Origin of the sequence: Mycolicibacterium celeriflavum (assembly GCF_010731795.1) — a bacterium.
GTDB lineage: Bacteria > Actinomycetota > Actinomycetes > Mycobacteriales > Mycobacteriaceae > Mycobacterium > Mycobacterium celeriflavum.
In genome coordinates this window covers 119,538-134,536 of sequence record NZ_AP022591.1, presented here as the reverse complement: position 1 = coordinate 134,536, position 14,999 = coordinate 119,538, and the positions used below count along the sequence as shown (strand labels likewise).

At 67.2% G+C, this 14,999-nt stretch carries 12 protein-coding genes, 1 tRNA gene and 3 pseudogenes; 8 read left to right on the top strand and 8 right to left on the bottom strand.

The annotated features are described in order from the left end of the window. The first annotated feature begins 111 nt into the window (after positions 1–111). The 8 genes and pseudogenes from G6N18_RS00620 (at position 112) to G6N18_RS00585 (ending at position 6,441) form a co-directional block, all read left to right on the top strand. Positions 112–184: transfer RNA gene (locus tag G6N18_RS00620), tRNA-Arg, on the top strand. A 114-nt stretch (positions 185–298) separates the two neighbouring features. Continuing rightward, a pseudogene (locus tag G6N18_RS00615) lies at positions 299–964 on the top strand (helix-turn-helix domain-containing protein); the annotation flags it as partial. A gap of 129 nt (positions 965–1,093) precedes the next feature. Continuing rightward, a pseudogene (locus G6N18_RS00610) lies at positions 1,094–2,328 on the top strand (IS256 family transposase). A 53-nt stretch (positions 2,329–2,381) separates the two neighbouring features. Further along, positions 2,382–2,924, top strand: a pseudogene (locus G6N18_RS00605) (integrase core domain-containing protein); the annotation flags it as partial. A gap of 105 nt (positions 2,925–3,029) precedes the next feature. Continuing rightward, positions 3,030–3,782: an acyl-[acyl-carrier-protein] thioesterase gene (locus G6N18_RS00600; RefSeq protein WP_083006901.1), complete on the top strand. Its 753-nt coding sequence runs from the start codon at positions 3,030–3,032 to the stop codon at positions 3,780–3,782. Positions 3,783–3,851: 69 nt separating this feature from the next. Next, positions 3,852–5,249, top strand: coding sequence for a PE-PPE domain-containing protein (locus G6N18_RS00595; protein WP_083006903.1), 1,398 nt, complete (start codon positions 3,852–3,854; stop codon positions 5,247–5,249). A 76-nt stretch (positions 5,250–5,325) separates the two neighbouring features. Then, positions 5,326–5,655: a hypothetical protein gene (locus tag G6N18_RS00590; protein ID WP_083006960.1), complete on the top strand. Its 330-nt coding sequence runs from the start codon at positions 5,326–5,328 to the stop codon at positions 5,653–5,655. A gap of 33 nt (positions 5,656–5,688) precedes the next feature. Next, positions 5,689–6,441 (top strand): enoyl-CoA hydratase, encoded by a 753-nt coding sequence (locus tag G6N18_RS00585; RefSeq protein WP_067224817.1) that lies wholly within the window; start codon positions 5,689–5,691, stop codon positions 6,439–6,441. A 141-nt stretch (positions 6,442–6,582) separates the two neighbouring features. On the opposite strand, the gene G6N18_RS00580 is transcribed toward G6N18_RS00585, so the two are convergent. The 8 genes from G6N18_RS00580 to G6N18_RS00545 form a co-directional block, all read right to left on the bottom strand. Beyond that, the gene (locus G6N18_RS00580) at positions 6,583–6,975 is read right to left on the bottom strand and encodes a YchJ family protein (protein ID WP_067224815.1); all 393 of its coding nucleotides are present in this window, start codon (positions 6,973–6,975) and stop codon (positions 6,583–6,585) included. A gap of 3 nt (positions 6,976–6,978) precedes the next feature. Next, entirely contained in the window at positions 6,979–8,145 is a 1,167-nt protein-coding gene (locus G6N18_RS00575; protein ID WP_276060159.1) for a dihydrolipoamide acetyltransferase family protein, read from the bottom strand. Positions 8,146–8,150: 5 nt separating this feature from the next. Beyond that, positions 8,151–9,149 (bottom strand): alpha-ketoacid dehydrogenase subunit beta, encoded by a 999-nt coding sequence (locus tag G6N18_RS00570; RefSeq protein ID WP_407663588.1) that lies wholly within the window; start codon positions 9,147–9,149, stop codon positions 8,151–8,153. Positions 9,150–9,225: 76 nt separating this feature from the next. Continuing rightward, entirely contained in the window at positions 9,226–10,326 is a 1,101-nt protein-coding gene (pdhA, locus tag G6N18_RS00565) for a pyruvate dehydrogenase (acetyl-transferring) E1 component subunit alpha (RefSeq protein ID WP_067224808.1), read from the bottom strand. Between the two features lie 100 nt (positions 10,327–10,426). Beyond that, on the bottom strand, positions 10,427–11,254 hold the full coding sequence (locus tag G6N18_RS00560) for an HpcH/HpaI aldolase/citrate lyase family protein (protein WP_067224806.1): 828 nt from the start codon (positions 11,252–11,254) through the stop codon (positions 10,427–10,429). Further along, positions 11,254–11,742: a MaoC family dehydratase gene (locus tag G6N18_RS00555; protein WP_083006906.1), complete on the bottom strand. Its 489-nt coding sequence runs from the start codon at positions 11,740–11,742 to the stop codon at positions 11,254–11,256. Before G6N18_RS00555 ends, G6N18_RS00560 begins: the two co-directional genes overlap by 1 nt. Further along, positions 11,739–12,899 (bottom strand): acyl-CoA dehydrogenase family protein, encoded by a 1,161-nt coding sequence (locus G6N18_RS00550; protein ID WP_083006908.1) that lies wholly within the window; start codon positions 12,897–12,899, stop codon positions 11,739–11,741. Before G6N18_RS00550 ends, G6N18_RS00555 begins: the two co-directional genes overlap by 4 nt. Beyond that, complete coding sequence (locus tag G6N18_RS00545; protein ID WP_083006910.1) at positions 12,896–14,893, bottom strand: acetyl-CoA carboxylase biotin carboxylase subunit; 1,998 nt, start codon at positions 14,891–14,893, stop codon at positions 12,896–12,898. Before G6N18_RS00545 ends, G6N18_RS00550 begins: the two co-directional genes overlap by 4 nt. Between the last annotated feature and the right edge of the window lie 106 nt (positions 14,894–14,999).

Sequence of the window (14,999 nt, the reverse complement as noted above, 5' to 3'; positions counted from 1 at the left end):
GCTAGTCGGCCGTCGGTCCACGCGAGAGCCCTTTACTAGCTGTCTTGGCAGCAGGTATACGGGTTCAGGCGGTCCGTCGGTTTGCGGCATTTCCGTTAGGGTGAGTGCGCTGCCCCCGTAGCTCAGCGGATAGAGCAACCGCCTTCTAAGCGGTCGGTCGCAGGTTCGAGTCCTGCCGGGGGCACTTGATGAGATGTATTACGTCGGCTGAGGCTTGACGTTTTTACTTCGGTTGATGGCTGACAGTGTTTCGGCTGATGCTTTACACCTACTTCGGTTGATCCTTGACACTCCCTAGATGAGGGAGTTGAGCGTGGTTGAGCAGCGGTATCAGGCTGTGTTGGCGGTGATCAGCGATGGGTTGTCGATCTCGCAGGTTGCCCACAAGGTTGGTGTGTCGCGCCAGACGTTGCACGCGTGGTTGGCCCGGTATGAGGCCGAGGGTCTGGAAGGGTTGGCGGATCGGTCGCATCGGCCGGTGTCGTGTCCGCATCAGATGCCGGCCGAGGTGGAGGCCCGTCTGCTGGAACTGCGCCGCTCACGTCCGTACTGGGGGCCGCGGCGGTTGGTGTTCGAGCTGGCCAAACGAGGTGTGAGGCCCGTGCCGTCGGAATCGGCGGCCTATCGCGCATTGGTTCGGGCGCAGATGATCGATCCGCACCTGCGGGACCGTCGCTCACGCAAGTGGAAGCGCTGGGAACGGGCCGCGGCGATGGAGTTGTGGCAGATGGATGTGGTCGGTGGGTTCGCCCTGGCTGATGGCACATCGGCCAAGGTGTTGACCGGGATAGACGATCACTCGCGAATGTGTGTATGCGCAGCGGTGATGGCGCGTGAACGGACACGGGCCGTCTGCGATGGGTTGCGTGCCGCGCTAGCGGCGTTCGGGGCACCAGCGCAGATCCTGACCGACAACGGCAAGGTGTTCACCGGGCGGTTCAACCATCCGCCGGTCGAGGTGCTCGGGCGTGTCATTCCATCTGTGTAAGTCCGGGGTGGTCCATCATCGGACCGCCGTTTGGGCGGACAGAAGGAGTGTTTTGTGATCAAGACCACGCAGGTGCCGGCTGAGGACAAGTCGGCGGCGCGGCAGCTGGCCGAGACGTTCTCGGCGGAGACGTTGGATTCGTTGATCAAGGATGCGGTGAAGTCGGGTACCCCGATCGATGGCGCGGATGGTTTGCTCAACGAGTTGACCAAGGCGGTGCTGGAGCGGGCGCTGAATTCGGAGTTGACCCATCATCTGGGCTATGAGTCCGGTGATCCGGCTGGGCGCGGCTCGGGCAATTCCCGCAACGGCACCACGTCCAAGACGGTGACCACGGTCAACGGCCCGGTGCAAATCGACGCGCCGCGCGACCGCAACGGCTCCTTTGAGCCGGCGATCGTGCCGAAGAAGGCCCGTCGGCTCAACAACATCAATTCCGTTGTGCTGTCGCTGTATTCGCGCGGTATGACCACCCGCGACATCGAGGCCCACCTGGCGGAGGTGTACGGGGCTGCGGTGTCGCGGGAGTTGATCTCCAATGTCACAGACGTCGTCGTCGATGAGATCAAGGCCTGGCAGTCCCGCCCGCTCGACGAGGTCTATCCGATCCTGTATATCGACGGGCTGCGGCTGCGGATCAAGGACAACGGTGTGGTCACCACCAAGGTGGCCTATCTGGCCATTGGGGTGGATCTGGAGGGCCGCAAACATGCCCTGGGGGTGTGGATCCAAGACTCCGAGGGCGCCAAATTCTGGCAGAAAGTCGTCATCGATCTGCGCAACCGCGGGGTCCGTGACATCCTGATCGCCTGCTGCGACGGGCTGACCGGGCTGCCCGATGCGATCCGCTCGTGCTACCCCGACACCGTGGTGCAGACCTGCGTGGTGCACGTGATCCGCAACGCGATGCGGTTCGTGTCCTACAAGGACCGCAAGAAGGTCGCGACGTCGATGCGGGCGATCTACGGCGCGGCGACCGTGGAGTCGCCGAACTCGCGCTCAAGGACTTCGACACCGCATTCGGCGCCCAGTATCCCGGCGCGATTGATGTGTGGCGCAACGCCTGGCCTGAGTTCGTGCCGTTCCTGGACTTCCCGGTGGAGCTGCGCAAGATCGTCTACACCACCAACGCGATCGAGTCGATCAACTTCCAGCTGCGCAAGATCACCAAAAATCGCGGTCACTTTCCCGACAAGGACGCCGCGATGAAGTTGCTGTATCTGGGATTGCGCAACATCTCCAGCGAGAGAGGAGGCTTCTCAGGCACCGGCACTTACAACTGGACTGTGGCATTGAACACACTGGCTAGGCTGTTCCCCGGTCGAATCCCGTTGTGCTAGAGTACAACTCGTAGTCAAATCACCTCTGACTTACACAAAATTCGTGACAGGCTCAGGTGCTCTTCGATGCGATCTGCCGCCAGCACGGGATCGATCACATATTGACCCAGCCGCGCAGCCCGACCACGACCGGCAAAATCGAACGGTTCCACCGCACCCTTCGCCTCGAGTTCCTCAGCGGGCATGCGCCTTTCGCGGATCTAAAGTCAGCCCAGCAGGCGCTCGAGGAGTGGGTGGCGTTCTACAACACGGCCCGCCCACATCAGGCGCTACAGATGGCCACACCGGCCTCGCGGTTCAGCGCCGACCCGGCAGCGGCCGCTGCGACCGCACCGATGCCACCAGTCGAGGGATGCAGCCAGGAACGCACCGGCTCGCATTGGGTAAGCAGGCGAGTAACCACCAACGGCGTGGTGTGCGTGTCCTGGCAACAGGTCAGCCTGGGACGCCACTACAGCGGCTCACGCTGCGACGTCCATGTCGACGGCCAGCTGCTGCGCTTCTACATCGGCGACGTTCTGGTCAAGACCGCCGCCCGCAATAGCACCGGCGAGGTAAGAAACAAAAGGGCTCTGCGCACCAGCACCGAGCCCTGAACACAACAACGAGTGTCAAGAATCAACCGGAACCGATCCGACAAGCATCAACCGAAGCCCAACAGGGGCACTTGATGAGATGTCCGGCCTGCTACACATGAGCCGATGCCAACCAACGACGTCGAGCGCCGGCTGAGTCCGCTACCGCAGACCGGTTACGTCTACCGCACTGCATGGCCGGTCGCGACCGGCGACATCGACGGCAACCTGCATCTGCGTCTGGACGGCGTTGCGCGCTACATCCAGGAGGTCGGCGCGCAGAACCTCGTCGATGCCGGCGAGGCCGACGACCACCCGCACTGGCTTGTCCAGCGCACCGTCATCGACGTCATCGAGCCGATCGAGTTTCCCAACGAGATCTCGTTCAGTCGGTGGTGCTCGGCGCTGTCGACCCGATGGTGCACGATGCGCGTCGACCTGGTCGGCAGCGACGGTGGCCGGATCGAGACCGAGGGCTTCTGGATTGCCATCAACAGCAAGACGCTGACGCCGCAGCGCGCCTCGGACAGCCTGATCGCGCGGTTCGCGACGACCACCGACGAGCTGCGCCTCAAGTGGCGGCCCTGGCTGACGAACCTGGACGGCGCCAGCGAGGTCACGCCATTTCCGTTGCGTCGCACCGACATCGACATCTTCGAGCACGTCACCAACACCGCCTACTGGCACGCCGTCCACGAAGTGATGCCGTTGACCCCAGAGGTGTGCCGTGCCCCGTATCGCGCGGTCGTCGAGTACCGGAGGCCGATCCGCTACGGCGAGGATGTCAGCATCCGGTGGGCGCAGCGCGACGGCGCGGTGCACGTCGCATTGACCGTCGGCGACGACGTCCGCGCGGCCGCGCTGATCGCCAAACTCTGACGATCGGCCTCGCGTACCATTTCCGGCAGACTCGCGCGTTTGCTGCGTGGGGGCGGAAAGGACGACGGGATGACCGGATCCGGGGGAAAGCGGGCGACGAGGTTTGCGATGACCGTCGCCGCCGCCGGCGTGGCGACCAGTGTCGTCGGGCTCGCCGTTACCCACCCGGCCTCGATCTCGGCGACTCTCGTCGACCTGTCCGCGCTGATCGTCGTCGGCAGTTCGACCAATCCGACCGGCGAGGGCGTGGCCGACTTCTTCGGCGGGAAGTTCAACGATCCCATCTACACGAAGTACGACGGCGGCAACGACATCGTCTACGTCGACTTCCGCACCGGACCCGTCGGCATCCAGCAGGCGCTCGATGACAACGCCGGCGAGCGCAACGCGGTGCTGGCCTCCGGCTGGGGCGCGGCCAACGCCAGTTTGCTGCTCCTGAGAGACCGACCCGACCTCGACAAGACGGTCTTCATCCTCGACAACGACGTCGCGCGCCCGGACGGCGGTTTCGGCACCAGGTATCCGTGGTTCGCGCTGATCGGTGTCAACCCGATCCCGACGCCGAGCGACGTGCCCGCCCTGCGCGCGGTCAACATCGGCTACGAATACGACTACAACTCCAACGCCCCGGCCGACTTGCTCAACCCGGTGGCCGCGGTGAACTCGTTGGTGGGCTACCTCTACACACGCCTCAACCAGTCCGAACGCGACCTGCCGGTCGACGCCGAGGGCAGGCCGACGGTGTCCTGCGGCGCGAACACCTGCGCGATCACGGTCTCCGGCGCCGTTCTCGACTGCCCCGACGCGCGCTGCAGCTCTCCCGCCGACAGGATCACGACCTACGTCACCACCAGGAACAACACGACATACGTCACGTACACCGCCGAAGAGCTGCCGCTGACCCGGCTGATCCGCGACGTCTTCGGTGACCAGATCGCCGATCTGACCGGACCACTGCTGAAGGTCGTCGTCGACTCGGCGTACTACGGCGGCAATCCGATACCCAGCGACCCCAGCGCCTACCGTCCGGCCCGGCTCTTCCCCTCGCCCGCCGAGCTGGTGGCCACCGCGGCAAAGGTGCCGACCGCGATCCAGCAGGGTCTTACACCGGATTCGTCGCCCGCGCAGTCGCAGGAGCCGGCAACCGCCGAACAACGGTCCACGGCGCTGACGTCGGAAGAGTCCGAGCCGGAAACCACGTCGTCAGCGGTGAAGCGCAAGCCGCAGATCAACGTCGTGCGGGACAGCAAGAAGGCCGAGCCCGGCATGCTCGGCGTGGACGACACCGAAGAAGATTCGGAAGACGTTGCGGCCGAGGAAGAGTCGATCACCACCGCTCCGTCGGAGCAGCTCGACACCGACCCGGTCGATGCCGACCCGGTTGACACCGACACCGACACCGACACCAACACCGACGGCAATGACTCCGAGGACTCGGGCGCCGGAAACGCCGACGCGGCAGCCTGATGCGCAGACGCTCGATACACTCGTCGATGTGAACACCGGGCGCGGCCTTGCGGCCCTGGCAGCCAGTGCAGTGCTGATGGGAGCGCTCGCGGCGCCCGCACACGCCGGCCCGCCGAGCTACGGCAGCAACGGCGTCTTCAACGTCATCACGAATCCTCGGCCGGGGTGGGCGACGGCAACGATCGAACCGGGCCGCTACCGCGTCGACCAGGCACCGAGCATGCCGCCGTACCAGAGCGCACAGGGCTTCTGGTACCGCTGCCACAACTTCCCGTGCAGCCCGAGTTATCCCGCGAATGTGATCGCCTCGGCGCCGGCCGACCGCAACGCCCCGACCTTCGTCGACATCCTGCCGACCGACGTCGCCGTGGCATTGCACAACGTCACGCTCACGGTCGCCAACTGAAGGCTGCCCGACATCGGTCATTAGGCTGAGCGGGTGTCTGATCCGGTACTGGTCCACGTCGAGGACCGCATCGCCGTCCTGACCGTCAACGATCCCGAGCGCCGCAACGCGGTCACCTTCGAGATTTCGGCCGCATTGCGCGAAGCCGTCGACGCCGCCGAAGCCGATACCGATGTGCACGCGCTCATCGTCACCGGTGCGGGCAAAGCGTTCTGCGCAGGCGCCGATCTGAGCGCGCTGGGCGAGGCGACCGAGGACGGATTGCGCAAGATCTACGACGGTTTCCTGGCGGTCGCCGACTGCGCGCTGCCGACGATCGCGGCGGTCAACGGCGCAGCGGTCGGGGCGGGGCTGAACCTGGCGCTGGCCGCCGACGTGCGCATCGCGGGGCCGGCGGCGCTTTTCGACCCGCGCTTCCAGAAGCTGGGCATCCACCCGGGCGGTGGTGCTACCTGGATGCTTCAGCGCGCCGTGGGGCCGCAGGTGGCGCGCGCCTCGCTGCTGTTCGGCATGCGTTTCGACGCGGAATCGGCCGTGCGGCACGGGTTGGCGCTCGCGGTCGCCGACGATCCGGTGGCCGCCGCCCGCGAGTTGGCCGCAGGCCCGGCCGGCGCGCCGCGCGAGGTGGTGCTGTCCACCAAGGCGTCGATGCGGGCGACGGCCAACCCGGGCGTCGTGGACACCGACCAACACGGCGTCGCGGTCGGCATCGAACTGGGTCCGCAGGCCACCTCGATCCAGTCGCCGGAGTTTGCGCAGCGGCTCGCGGCCGCCCGCCGCAAATAATCGCTCCTACCCGGTCACCACTTGCGCCCGGCGAGTCACAGCTGACGACGTTGTGTGCACGCGTTCTCGCCCTTTCGCTGCGAAGAGTCGATCGATGTGGCTCGTGGGTTTGGCGGTGAACGCCATCGGCAGACACCGAAGTCACTCGCCGTCGAGGTAGAGCCAGCGCCCTGACCGGCGCTCGAACCGACTGCGCTCGCGCAAGGCGCCGGACTGCCCGGCCCTGACGAAGCGGGCCGTGAACTCGACCTCACCGCGTTCGTCGTCGGCACCGGTCGACACCACGTCGTGGATGTCGAGTCCGGTCCATGTCACCTCGGCGTCCACCGTGACGCGTGGTGGCCGCGTCCGCGGATGCCATGTTCGGAACAGATAGTCCGCGACGCCCTTCTCGTAGGCGGAGTACCGCGAACGCATCAACTCCTCGGCGGTGGCCGCGACGCGCACACCGTCGTGCAGGGGCTCGCAGCACGCGGTGTATGTGGCACCGCTACCGCAGGGACATCCGCTGCCGCGCCTGCCGCCGAAGCCCATGCTCTAAAGGTCGACCAGCGCCGTGTCCGGCGCCTCGATGAGGTCGCGCAGTTCGCCCAGGAAGGCTGCCGCTTGCGCACCGTCGGCGATGCGATGGTCGAAGGCGCAGGTGAGGGTCATCGTGGGCCGCGCGACGACTGCGCCGTCGACGACGACCGCACGCGGCTTGAGCGAGCCGACGCCGAGGATCGCGGCCTCGGGGTAGTTGATCACGGGCACACCCTCGTCGAGGCCGAGCGCACCGAAGTTCGACACCGTGAACGTCGAGCCCTGCAGTTCGGTCGGTTTGACGGTGCCCGCCCGGGCATCTCGGATCAGTCGGGCCACCGTCGCCGCCAGTTCCCGGGTCGTCTTGAGGTGTGCATCGCTGACGACCGGCACCAACAGGCCGCGCGGCGCTGCGACCCCGAACCCGAGGTGCACGGCCGAATGCAGGTGGATCTGCGCGCCGTCGGTGGTGTCGACCCAGGTGGCGTTCAGGTTCGGGTGATGCCGCAGCGCGATCGTCAACAGCCGCAGCGTCAGCACGAACGGCGTGATCGGCGCGTCCTCGTCGGCTCGCTCGCCCAGCCGGTCGCGCAGCCGAAGCAGGTCCGTGCCGTCGACCTGGACAGAGGCGTGGGCATCCGGAATCTCTCTGCGCGACAAGCTCATTCGATGGGCCATCTCGGCCTGTACACCGCGGACCGCCACCATGTCCGGGGTCGGCGCGGACCGGCCCGCTGCTGCGAGCACGTCTTCGCGGGTGATCACACCGCCGGGCCCGGAGCCGGTCAGCGTGCCCAGATCCACGTTGAGCTCGGCGGCCAGTTTCCGGACCGGCGGCTTGGCGCGACCGCGGTGTGGCGGCGGCGCGCTCGACCGCCTGCTGTCGTCCATGGCGTCGTCGGTGCCGTACCCGACCAGCACGGGTTTGCGCTTCTCGGCGGGTGGTTCGGCGTCGGTCGCGATGCGCACCAGCGTGGCGCCGACGGGTAACGTGTCGCCTTCGCGTCCGCCGAGTTCGACGACGCGACCCGCGTAGGGACTCGGGATCTCGACCTCGGCCTTGTTGGTTTCGACGGTGCACAGCGTCTGGTTCAGCTCGACGTCGTCGCCGACCGAGACGCTCCACGCCGTGATCGTCGCGTCTTCGAGGCCCTCGCCGAGATCGGGAACCCGGAAATCCATCACGCTCACGGCTGCTCCAACGTTCGTTCGACACAGTCGAGCAACCGGTCCACCCCGGGCAGCCACAGTTTCTCCAGCCGGGCAGGCGGATACGGCGTGTCGAACCCGGTCGCCCGCAACACGGGAGCCTCCAGGTCGTAGAACAACTCCTCCTGGATGCGGGCGGCCAGTTCGGCGCCGAAGCCCAAGGTGCGCGGGCCTTCGTGCATCACCACGACGCGGCCGGTGCGTCGCACCGATTCGGCGACCGCCTCGAAGTCCAACGGGTTCAACGTGCGCAGGTCGAGCACCTCGATGCTCCAGTCATGATGCTCTGAAGCGATTTCCGCTGCGCTCAGCGCGGTGGCGACCAGCGGACCGTAGGTCACCACGGTGACGTCCGCGCCGGCGCGCCGGATCGCCGCCCGTCCGAGCGGCAGCCCCGGCGTGCTCGTGTCGACCGGTTCGCGTGCCCAGTACCGGCGCTTGGGCTCCAGGTAGATGACGGGGTCGCGGCTGGTGATCGACTGGCGCAGCAGCCAATACGCATCCGACGGTGTCGACGGGACCGCCACCTTCAAACCAGCGGTGTGCAGCCAGTAGGTTTCGGTGGACTCCGAATGGTGTTCTACGGCACCGATACCGCCGAAGGACGGGATGCGGATGGTCACCGGCATGTCGAGGTCACCGCGGGTACGCATCCGGTACTTCGCCAGATGGCTGACGATCTGATCGAATGCCGGGGCGGCGAACCCGTCGAACTGGATCTCCGGAACGGGCATGAGCCCGCGGATCGCCATTCCGATTGCGATGCCGACGATCGCCGACTCCGCCAGCGGGGTGTCGAAACACCGCTGCTCGCCGAAGGTTTCGGCAAGGCCCTCGGTGACGCGGAAGACGCCGCCGAGCGTGGCCACGTCCTCGCCGAACACCAGCACCCGATCGTCGAAGGCCATCGCGTCGTGTAAGGCGCGGTTGATGGCCTGCGCCATGGTCAGCGTCGGCAGAACAGACTCCGCCGGCATCGGCGTCAGCAGCGGTCCGCGCGGCTCTGGTGTGTCGTCGCCGTGCATCGGGGGCCGTTCGATGATCTGGGTCATGTCACACCTCCTTCGCCAGTTCGGCGGTCAGTTGTCCGCGTTGGGCCGCCAGGTCGGGCGTGATGTCGTGATAGACGGTGTCGAAGATCTCGGTGACGTCGAAGTCCTCGGAACCGACGACCGCGTCGCGCAATTCGGCGCGCAGCCGTTTCGATCTGGCCCGCACCCGTTCCTCGAGACGGTCGCTGAAGACCCCGACCGACTGCAGATACGTGCGGTAGCGGCTGATCGGATCGCGGGCCGCCCACGCGTCGACCTCCTCCTGCGATCGGTAGCGGTTGGGGTCGTCGGAGGTGGTGTGCGGTCCCATGCGGTAGGTGACGGCCTCGATCAGCGTCGGGCCACCGCCGTCGCGGGCCCGTTGCGCGGCTTGAGCGGTCACCGCGAAACACGCCAGCACGTCGTTGCCGTCGACTCGGACGCCGGGCATGCCGTAGCCCAGGGCACGATGCGCGATCGACGGCGCGGCCAATTGATTGCTGACCGGCACCGAGATGGCCCACTGGTTGTTCTGCACGAAGAACACGCACGGCGCCCGGTACACCGCGGCGAAGTTGAACGCTTCGTGGGCGTCGCCCTCGCTGGTGGCGCCGTCGCCGAGGAACGCCACCGTCACCGAATCCTCGCCGAGGCGTTGCGCGGCCATCGCGGCGCCGACCGCGTGCAGTCCGTGGGTGCCGATCGGGATCGCGATCGGCGCGACGCATTTCTCGGTGAATCCGAGCCCGCCGTGCCACTTGCCGCGCCACACGGCGCCCATCTGGGCGGGCGTGATGCCGCGCAGCAGAAACGCGCCGATCTCCCGGTACTGCGGGAACAGCCAGTCGGTTTTGCGTAGGCAGGCGGCGGCGCCGATCTGCGCGGCCTCCTGGCCGCGGCAGGAGGCGAACAGCGCCAACTCGCCCTGTCGCTGCAGGTTGACGAACTCGGTGTCGAGGTCGCGCGTGACGACCATCGACTCGTAGAGCCACGACAGCGTCTCGGGCGGGAGGTCTCGGCGGTACCCAGAGGCGGCGTTCGAGGTGGTCGGCGTCCCGTCCGGGGCGACCAGTTGAACCGGCTCCAACTCGACATCGAGGGATGCCTGAACAGACCCTGCCATACCGCCTCCTAGGGTCACTGACGGCGGATCGCGCCGTCAGGCGACTGAGGTGCTCAGCACGGAGACGTTCAGAGCAAACCCCCCGGTGTGGGGGTGTCGGCTAGTCGCCGGGGTGTGGCGCTAACGCGACGATGCGCTCTGCCCGCCGCAGTACTGGGGCATCCACCATTATGCCTTCGAATTGGAAGACACCCTTGGCATCGCGGGCGGCGGCCAGCACGTGTCGCGCCCATTCGACCTGTTCGGAGGTGGGCGCATAGCCCTCACGGATCACCGCGACCTGGGAGGGATGGATCGCGACCTTGACGTCGAAACCCACCGCCACCGCGTCGTCGACCTCGACGCGCAGCCCGTCGAGATCCTTGATGTCGAGGAACACCGAGTCGAGCGCCAACCGCCCGTACGCCTTGGCCGCCAGCAGCGTCTGCGACCGCACATGCCGGGCGACCTCGCGGTAACTGCCGTCGGGATAGCGGTTGGCCGTGCCACCGGTGACCGCGAACAGGTCCTCGGCGCCCCACATCAGCGCGACCGCGTTGTCCATGCGCGCCAGATCGGTCACCGCGAGCGCACCCAGTGGCGTCTCGATCAGCACCACGACGTCCAGCGGTGCGAGGTCGCGAACCTGTTGCGGGTCCTCGGTCTTGGCGAGCATGACCGTGGTGTAGGAGGTTTTCGACAGCGCCTCGAGGTCCAGTTGGTGATCGGCGGTGGCGCTCGGATTGACCCGCACCACCGTGCGGGCCGGGTCCAGCGGATTGTCGATGAGCGCGGCGCGGGCATTTTCCCGGTCCTTGGCCGCGACCCCGTCCTCGAGGTCGAGGATCACGACATCGGCGGCAGCGGCGGCCTTTTCGAATCGTTCGGGGCGGTCGGCAGGGCAGAACAACCAGGCCGGTCCCGTCGCCAGTCCCGTCGGCTGGGACATCAGCTCTCCTCCGCAGGCTTCTTGCGCACCATGGTCTTGCGCGACGCCGTCGCCACGATATCGCCGTGCTGATTACGACCGGTGTGCGCGAACGTCACGATGCCCTCACCCGGCCGGCTCTTCGACTCGCGCTTCTCGAGCACCTCGGTCTCCGCGTACAACGTGTCCCCATGGAAAAGCGGCTTGGGGAACGCGACCTCACCGAAGCCGAGATTGCCGACGATCGTGCCCTGGGTCAGCTGCGCCACCGACAGCCCGACCAGCGTGGACAGCGTGAACATCGAGTTGACCAGTCGCTGGTTGAACGGCGGTAACGCGTCTGAGAACGCGGCGTCCAGATGCAGCGCCTGGGTGTTCATCGTCAACGTCGTGAACAAGACGTTGTCCGCCTCGGTGATGGTGCGCCCCGGCCGGTGCTGATAGAGCACGCCGGTCTCGAACTCCTCGTACCACAGGCCACGCTGGACGACGACTTTCTTCTCACTCACAGGCCCAGCTCCCGCCCGATCAGCATCAGCTGCACTTCGGTTGTGCCCTCGCCGATTTCGAGGATCTTGCTGTCGCGGTAGTGCCGCGCGACGGAATACTCGTTCATGAAGCCGTAGCCCCCGAAGATCTGGGTCGCATCACGGGCGTTGTCCATCGCGGCCTCACTGGCAACCATCTTGGCGATCGAAGCCGCCTTCTTGAACGGCTTACCGGCCAGCATCAGCGCGGCGGCGTCGTAATAGGCCGTGCGGGCGATATGCGCGCGGGCCTCCATCCGTGCGATCTTGAACGCGATGGCTTGGTAGGTGCCGATCGCGGCGCCGAACGCCTCGCGTTCCTTGGCGTAGCGGACGCATTCGTCGACGCAGCCCTGCGCGGATCCGACCGAAAGCGCGGCGATCGCGATGCGGCCCTCGTCGAGGATGCGCAGGAAGTTCGCGTAGCCCCGCCCGCGTTCGCCGAGCAGGTTCTCCTCGGGCACCCGCACGTCGTCGAAGCTCAGCGGGTGGGTGTCCGACGCGTTCCAGCCCACCTTGTTGTACGCCGGTTCGGCGGTGAAGCCCGCCGTCGGAACGGGCACCAGGATCGCCGAGATCTCTTTCCTGCCACCACTTTCGCCTGTGACGGCCGTGACCGTGACGAGCTTGGTGATGTCGGTACCCGAGTTGGTGATGAACTGCTTGGACCCGTTGATCACCCAATGCCCATCGTCGAGCTTGGCGGTCGTCTTCGTGGCACCGGCGTCGCTACCGCCGCCGGCTTCGGTGAGCCCGAACGCACCAAGCGCCTTGCCGCTGGCCAGCAGTGGCAGCCACTCCTGCTTCTGCTTCTCGTTCCCGAACCGGTACACCGGCATCGCGCCCAGTGACACACCGGCCTCGAGCGTGATCGCGACGCTCTGGTCGACCTTGCCGAGTTCCTCCAGCGCCAGGCACAACGCGAAGTAGTCGCCGCCCATGCCGCCGTACTCCTCAGGGAACGGCAGGCCGAACAAGCCCATGTCGGCCATCCCCGCGACCACCTCGTACGGGAACGAGTGTTCTTCGTCGTGTTTGGCCGCGACGGGCGCCACCACGCTCTGGGCGAAGTCGCTCACCGTCTTGGCCAGCTGTTCGTAGTGGTCCGGCAGCATGCCGGTGGCCAGAAATTCACTCATAGCTCTTCCTTCTCCGCTGTGGGGGCATCCGCGGCGACTCGTGCCAGCGGCTGGCCCACCTTCACCTGATCGCCCTCGGCGACAAGGAGTTCCACCACGCCGCCGACCGGGGCGGCCAGCGCGTGCTCCATCTTCATGGCCTCGACGGTCACCACGACGGCGCCCGCCTCGACCCGTTCTCCGTCGGTCACCCCGACGGCCACAACGGAACCCGGCATCGGGCTGGTCAGCTCGGCGTCGCCGCTGTGCGCGTCGTCGGGCCGCACCGGGGCTTCGCGGACTTCCTCGACCGCGACGGTGTGGCCGGCGCCGGCCAGCCAGATCTGTCCGTCGTCGGCTGCGACGACGTAGTCGCTGCGCACGCCGTCGAACGTGACCGCCAGCCGGTCACCGGCCAAAGAGGCCGACAGGGAACGTGGTTGGCCGTCCTCGATCACCGCAGTCGCCGCCGTCGGCGTGCCGGTCAGGTGGACGTGGTCGGTGCGCTCACCCGACCGCAACCGGTATGTGGTCGGCGCGTGCGGACCCATCCGCCAGCCCGATGGAACTGCCCACAGGTCGCCGACGGGTTGCGGCCACGCGCGCAGCCACTTGTACGCCGCGGCCGCGACCAGGTCGGCGTCCTGCGCGGTCGCCGAACGGAAGTCCGGGCTTCGACGGTCGAGCAGACCGGTGTCGAGACGGCCCGCCACGACGTCGGGATCGGCGAGCAGGAAACGCAGGAACTCGATGTTGGTGGTGACACCGAGGACCGCGGTCTGCGCCAGCGCCCGGTCCAAAGCCCGCAGGGCAGTGGCCCGGTCGCCGGCGTGGGCGATGATCTTCGACAGCATCGGGTCATAGTCACTGCCGATCACCGAGCCCCGCGACAGGCCGGAATCCACCCGGATGCCGGGCCCCTGGGGTTCGGCCAGGTCGAGCACCCGGCCGCCGGTCGGCAGGAAACCGCGCCCGGGATCCTCGGCGTAGACACGGGCCTCGATCGCGTGCCCGGACATGGTGATGTCGGCTTGCGCGATGGACAGCTTCTCCCCCGCTGCGATGCGCACCTGCTGCTCGACGAGGTCGATGCCGGTGACCATCTCGGTGACCGGGTGCTCGACCTGCAGGCGCGTGTTCATCTCCATGAAGAAGAATTCGTCTGGCCGGTCGGCGGACACGATGAACTCGACGGTGCCGGCACCGGTGTAGTCGACGCTGCGCGCGGTGTCGCACGCGGCCGCGCCGATCCGCGCCCGCGTCGCCTCGTCCAACAGCGGGGACGGCGCCTCCTCGACGACCTTCTGGTGGCGCCGCTGCAGACTGCACTCGCGTTCGCCGAGATGCACCACGGCGCCGTAGCCGTCGGCGAGCACCTGCACCTCGATGTGACGCGGATTCAGCACGAACCGTTCGAGAAACAGCGTGTCGTCGCCGAACGCGGCGGCGGCCTCGCGGCGCGCCGAGACGAGGGCGGCCGGCAACTCCGCGGATTCGGTCACGACGCGCATACCCTTGCCGCCGCCGCCGGCCGACGGCTTGACCAGGACGGGGAAACCGACCTCTTCAGCGCCGGCGACGAGATCGTCGTCGGACAGGCCCGGGCGGGACACGCCGGGCACCACGGGCACCCCGAAGGCCGACACCGCTGCCTTCGCCGCGATCTTGTCGCCCATGGTCTGGATCGCACCGACCGGTGGGCCGATGAAAACGATTCCGGCCGACTGTAGCGCGGCGGCGAATTGGGCGTTCTCCGAGAGGAATCCGTAGCCGGGGTGCACGGCCTGCGCGCCGGTCCGTCGGGCCGCCGCGACCACGGCTTCGATGTCGAGGTAGCTCTCCCGCGCGGCCGCCGGCCCGATGCGCACCGCGACGTCGGCTTCGGCGACATGGCGTGCGCCGTCATCGGCATCGCTGAACACCGCGACCGAGCGGATACCCATCGCCCGCAGCGTACGGATGACCCGCACGGCGATCTCGCCGCGGTTGGCCACCAGAACAGTGTCGAAGGTCACGAGCAAAGGTCCTTCCTGAGCATCGCTGGGCCCACGCCCGAAGGGCAGGGGACGAGTACCGCAGCGCAGCGAGGAGCGGAGGGAAGGGCCGGAGCGAGAAATGAGT

What these genes read in the sequence shown, in the direction of transcription:
- G6N18_RS00600 (WP_083006901.1), top strand. Translation starts at nt 3,030, where the DNA reads ATGCCAACCAACGACGTCGAGCGCCGGCTGAGTCCGCTACCGCAGACC.
- G6N18_RS00595 (WP_083006903.1), top strand. Translation starts at nt 3,852, where the DNA reads ATGACCGGATCCGGGGGAAAGCGGGCGACGAGGTTTGCGATGACCGTC.
- G6N18_RS00590 (WP_083006960.1), top strand. Translation starts at nt 5,326, where the DNA reads ATGGGAGCGCTCGCGGCGCCCGCACACGCCGGCCCGCCGAGCTACGGC.
- G6N18_RS00580 (WP_067224815.1), bottom strand. Translation starts at nt 6,975, where the DNA reads ATGGGCTTCGGCGGCAGGCGCGGCAGCGGATGTCCCTGCGGTAGCGGT.
- G6N18_RS00575 (WP_276060159.1), bottom strand. Translation starts at nt 8,145, where the DNA reads ATGGATTTCCGGGTTCCCGATCTCGGCGAGGGCCTCGAAGACGCGACG.
- G6N18_RS00570 (WP_407663588.1), bottom strand. Translation starts at nt 9,149, where the DNA reads ATGCCGGCGGAGTCTGTTCTGCCGACGCTGACCATGGCGCAGGCCATC.
- pdhA (WP_067224808.1), bottom strand. Translation starts at nt 10,326, where the DNA reads ATGGCAGGGTCTGTTCAGGCATCCCTCGATGTCGAGTTGGAGCCGGTT.
- G6N18_RS00560 (WP_067224806.1), bottom strand. Translation starts at nt 11,254, where the DNA reads ATGTCCCAGCCGACGGGACTGGCGACGGGACCGGCCTGGTTGTTCTGC.
- G6N18_RS00550 (WP_083006908.1), bottom strand. Translation starts at nt 12,899, where the DNA reads ATGAGTGAATTTCTGGCCACCGGCATGCTGCCGGACCACTACGAACAG.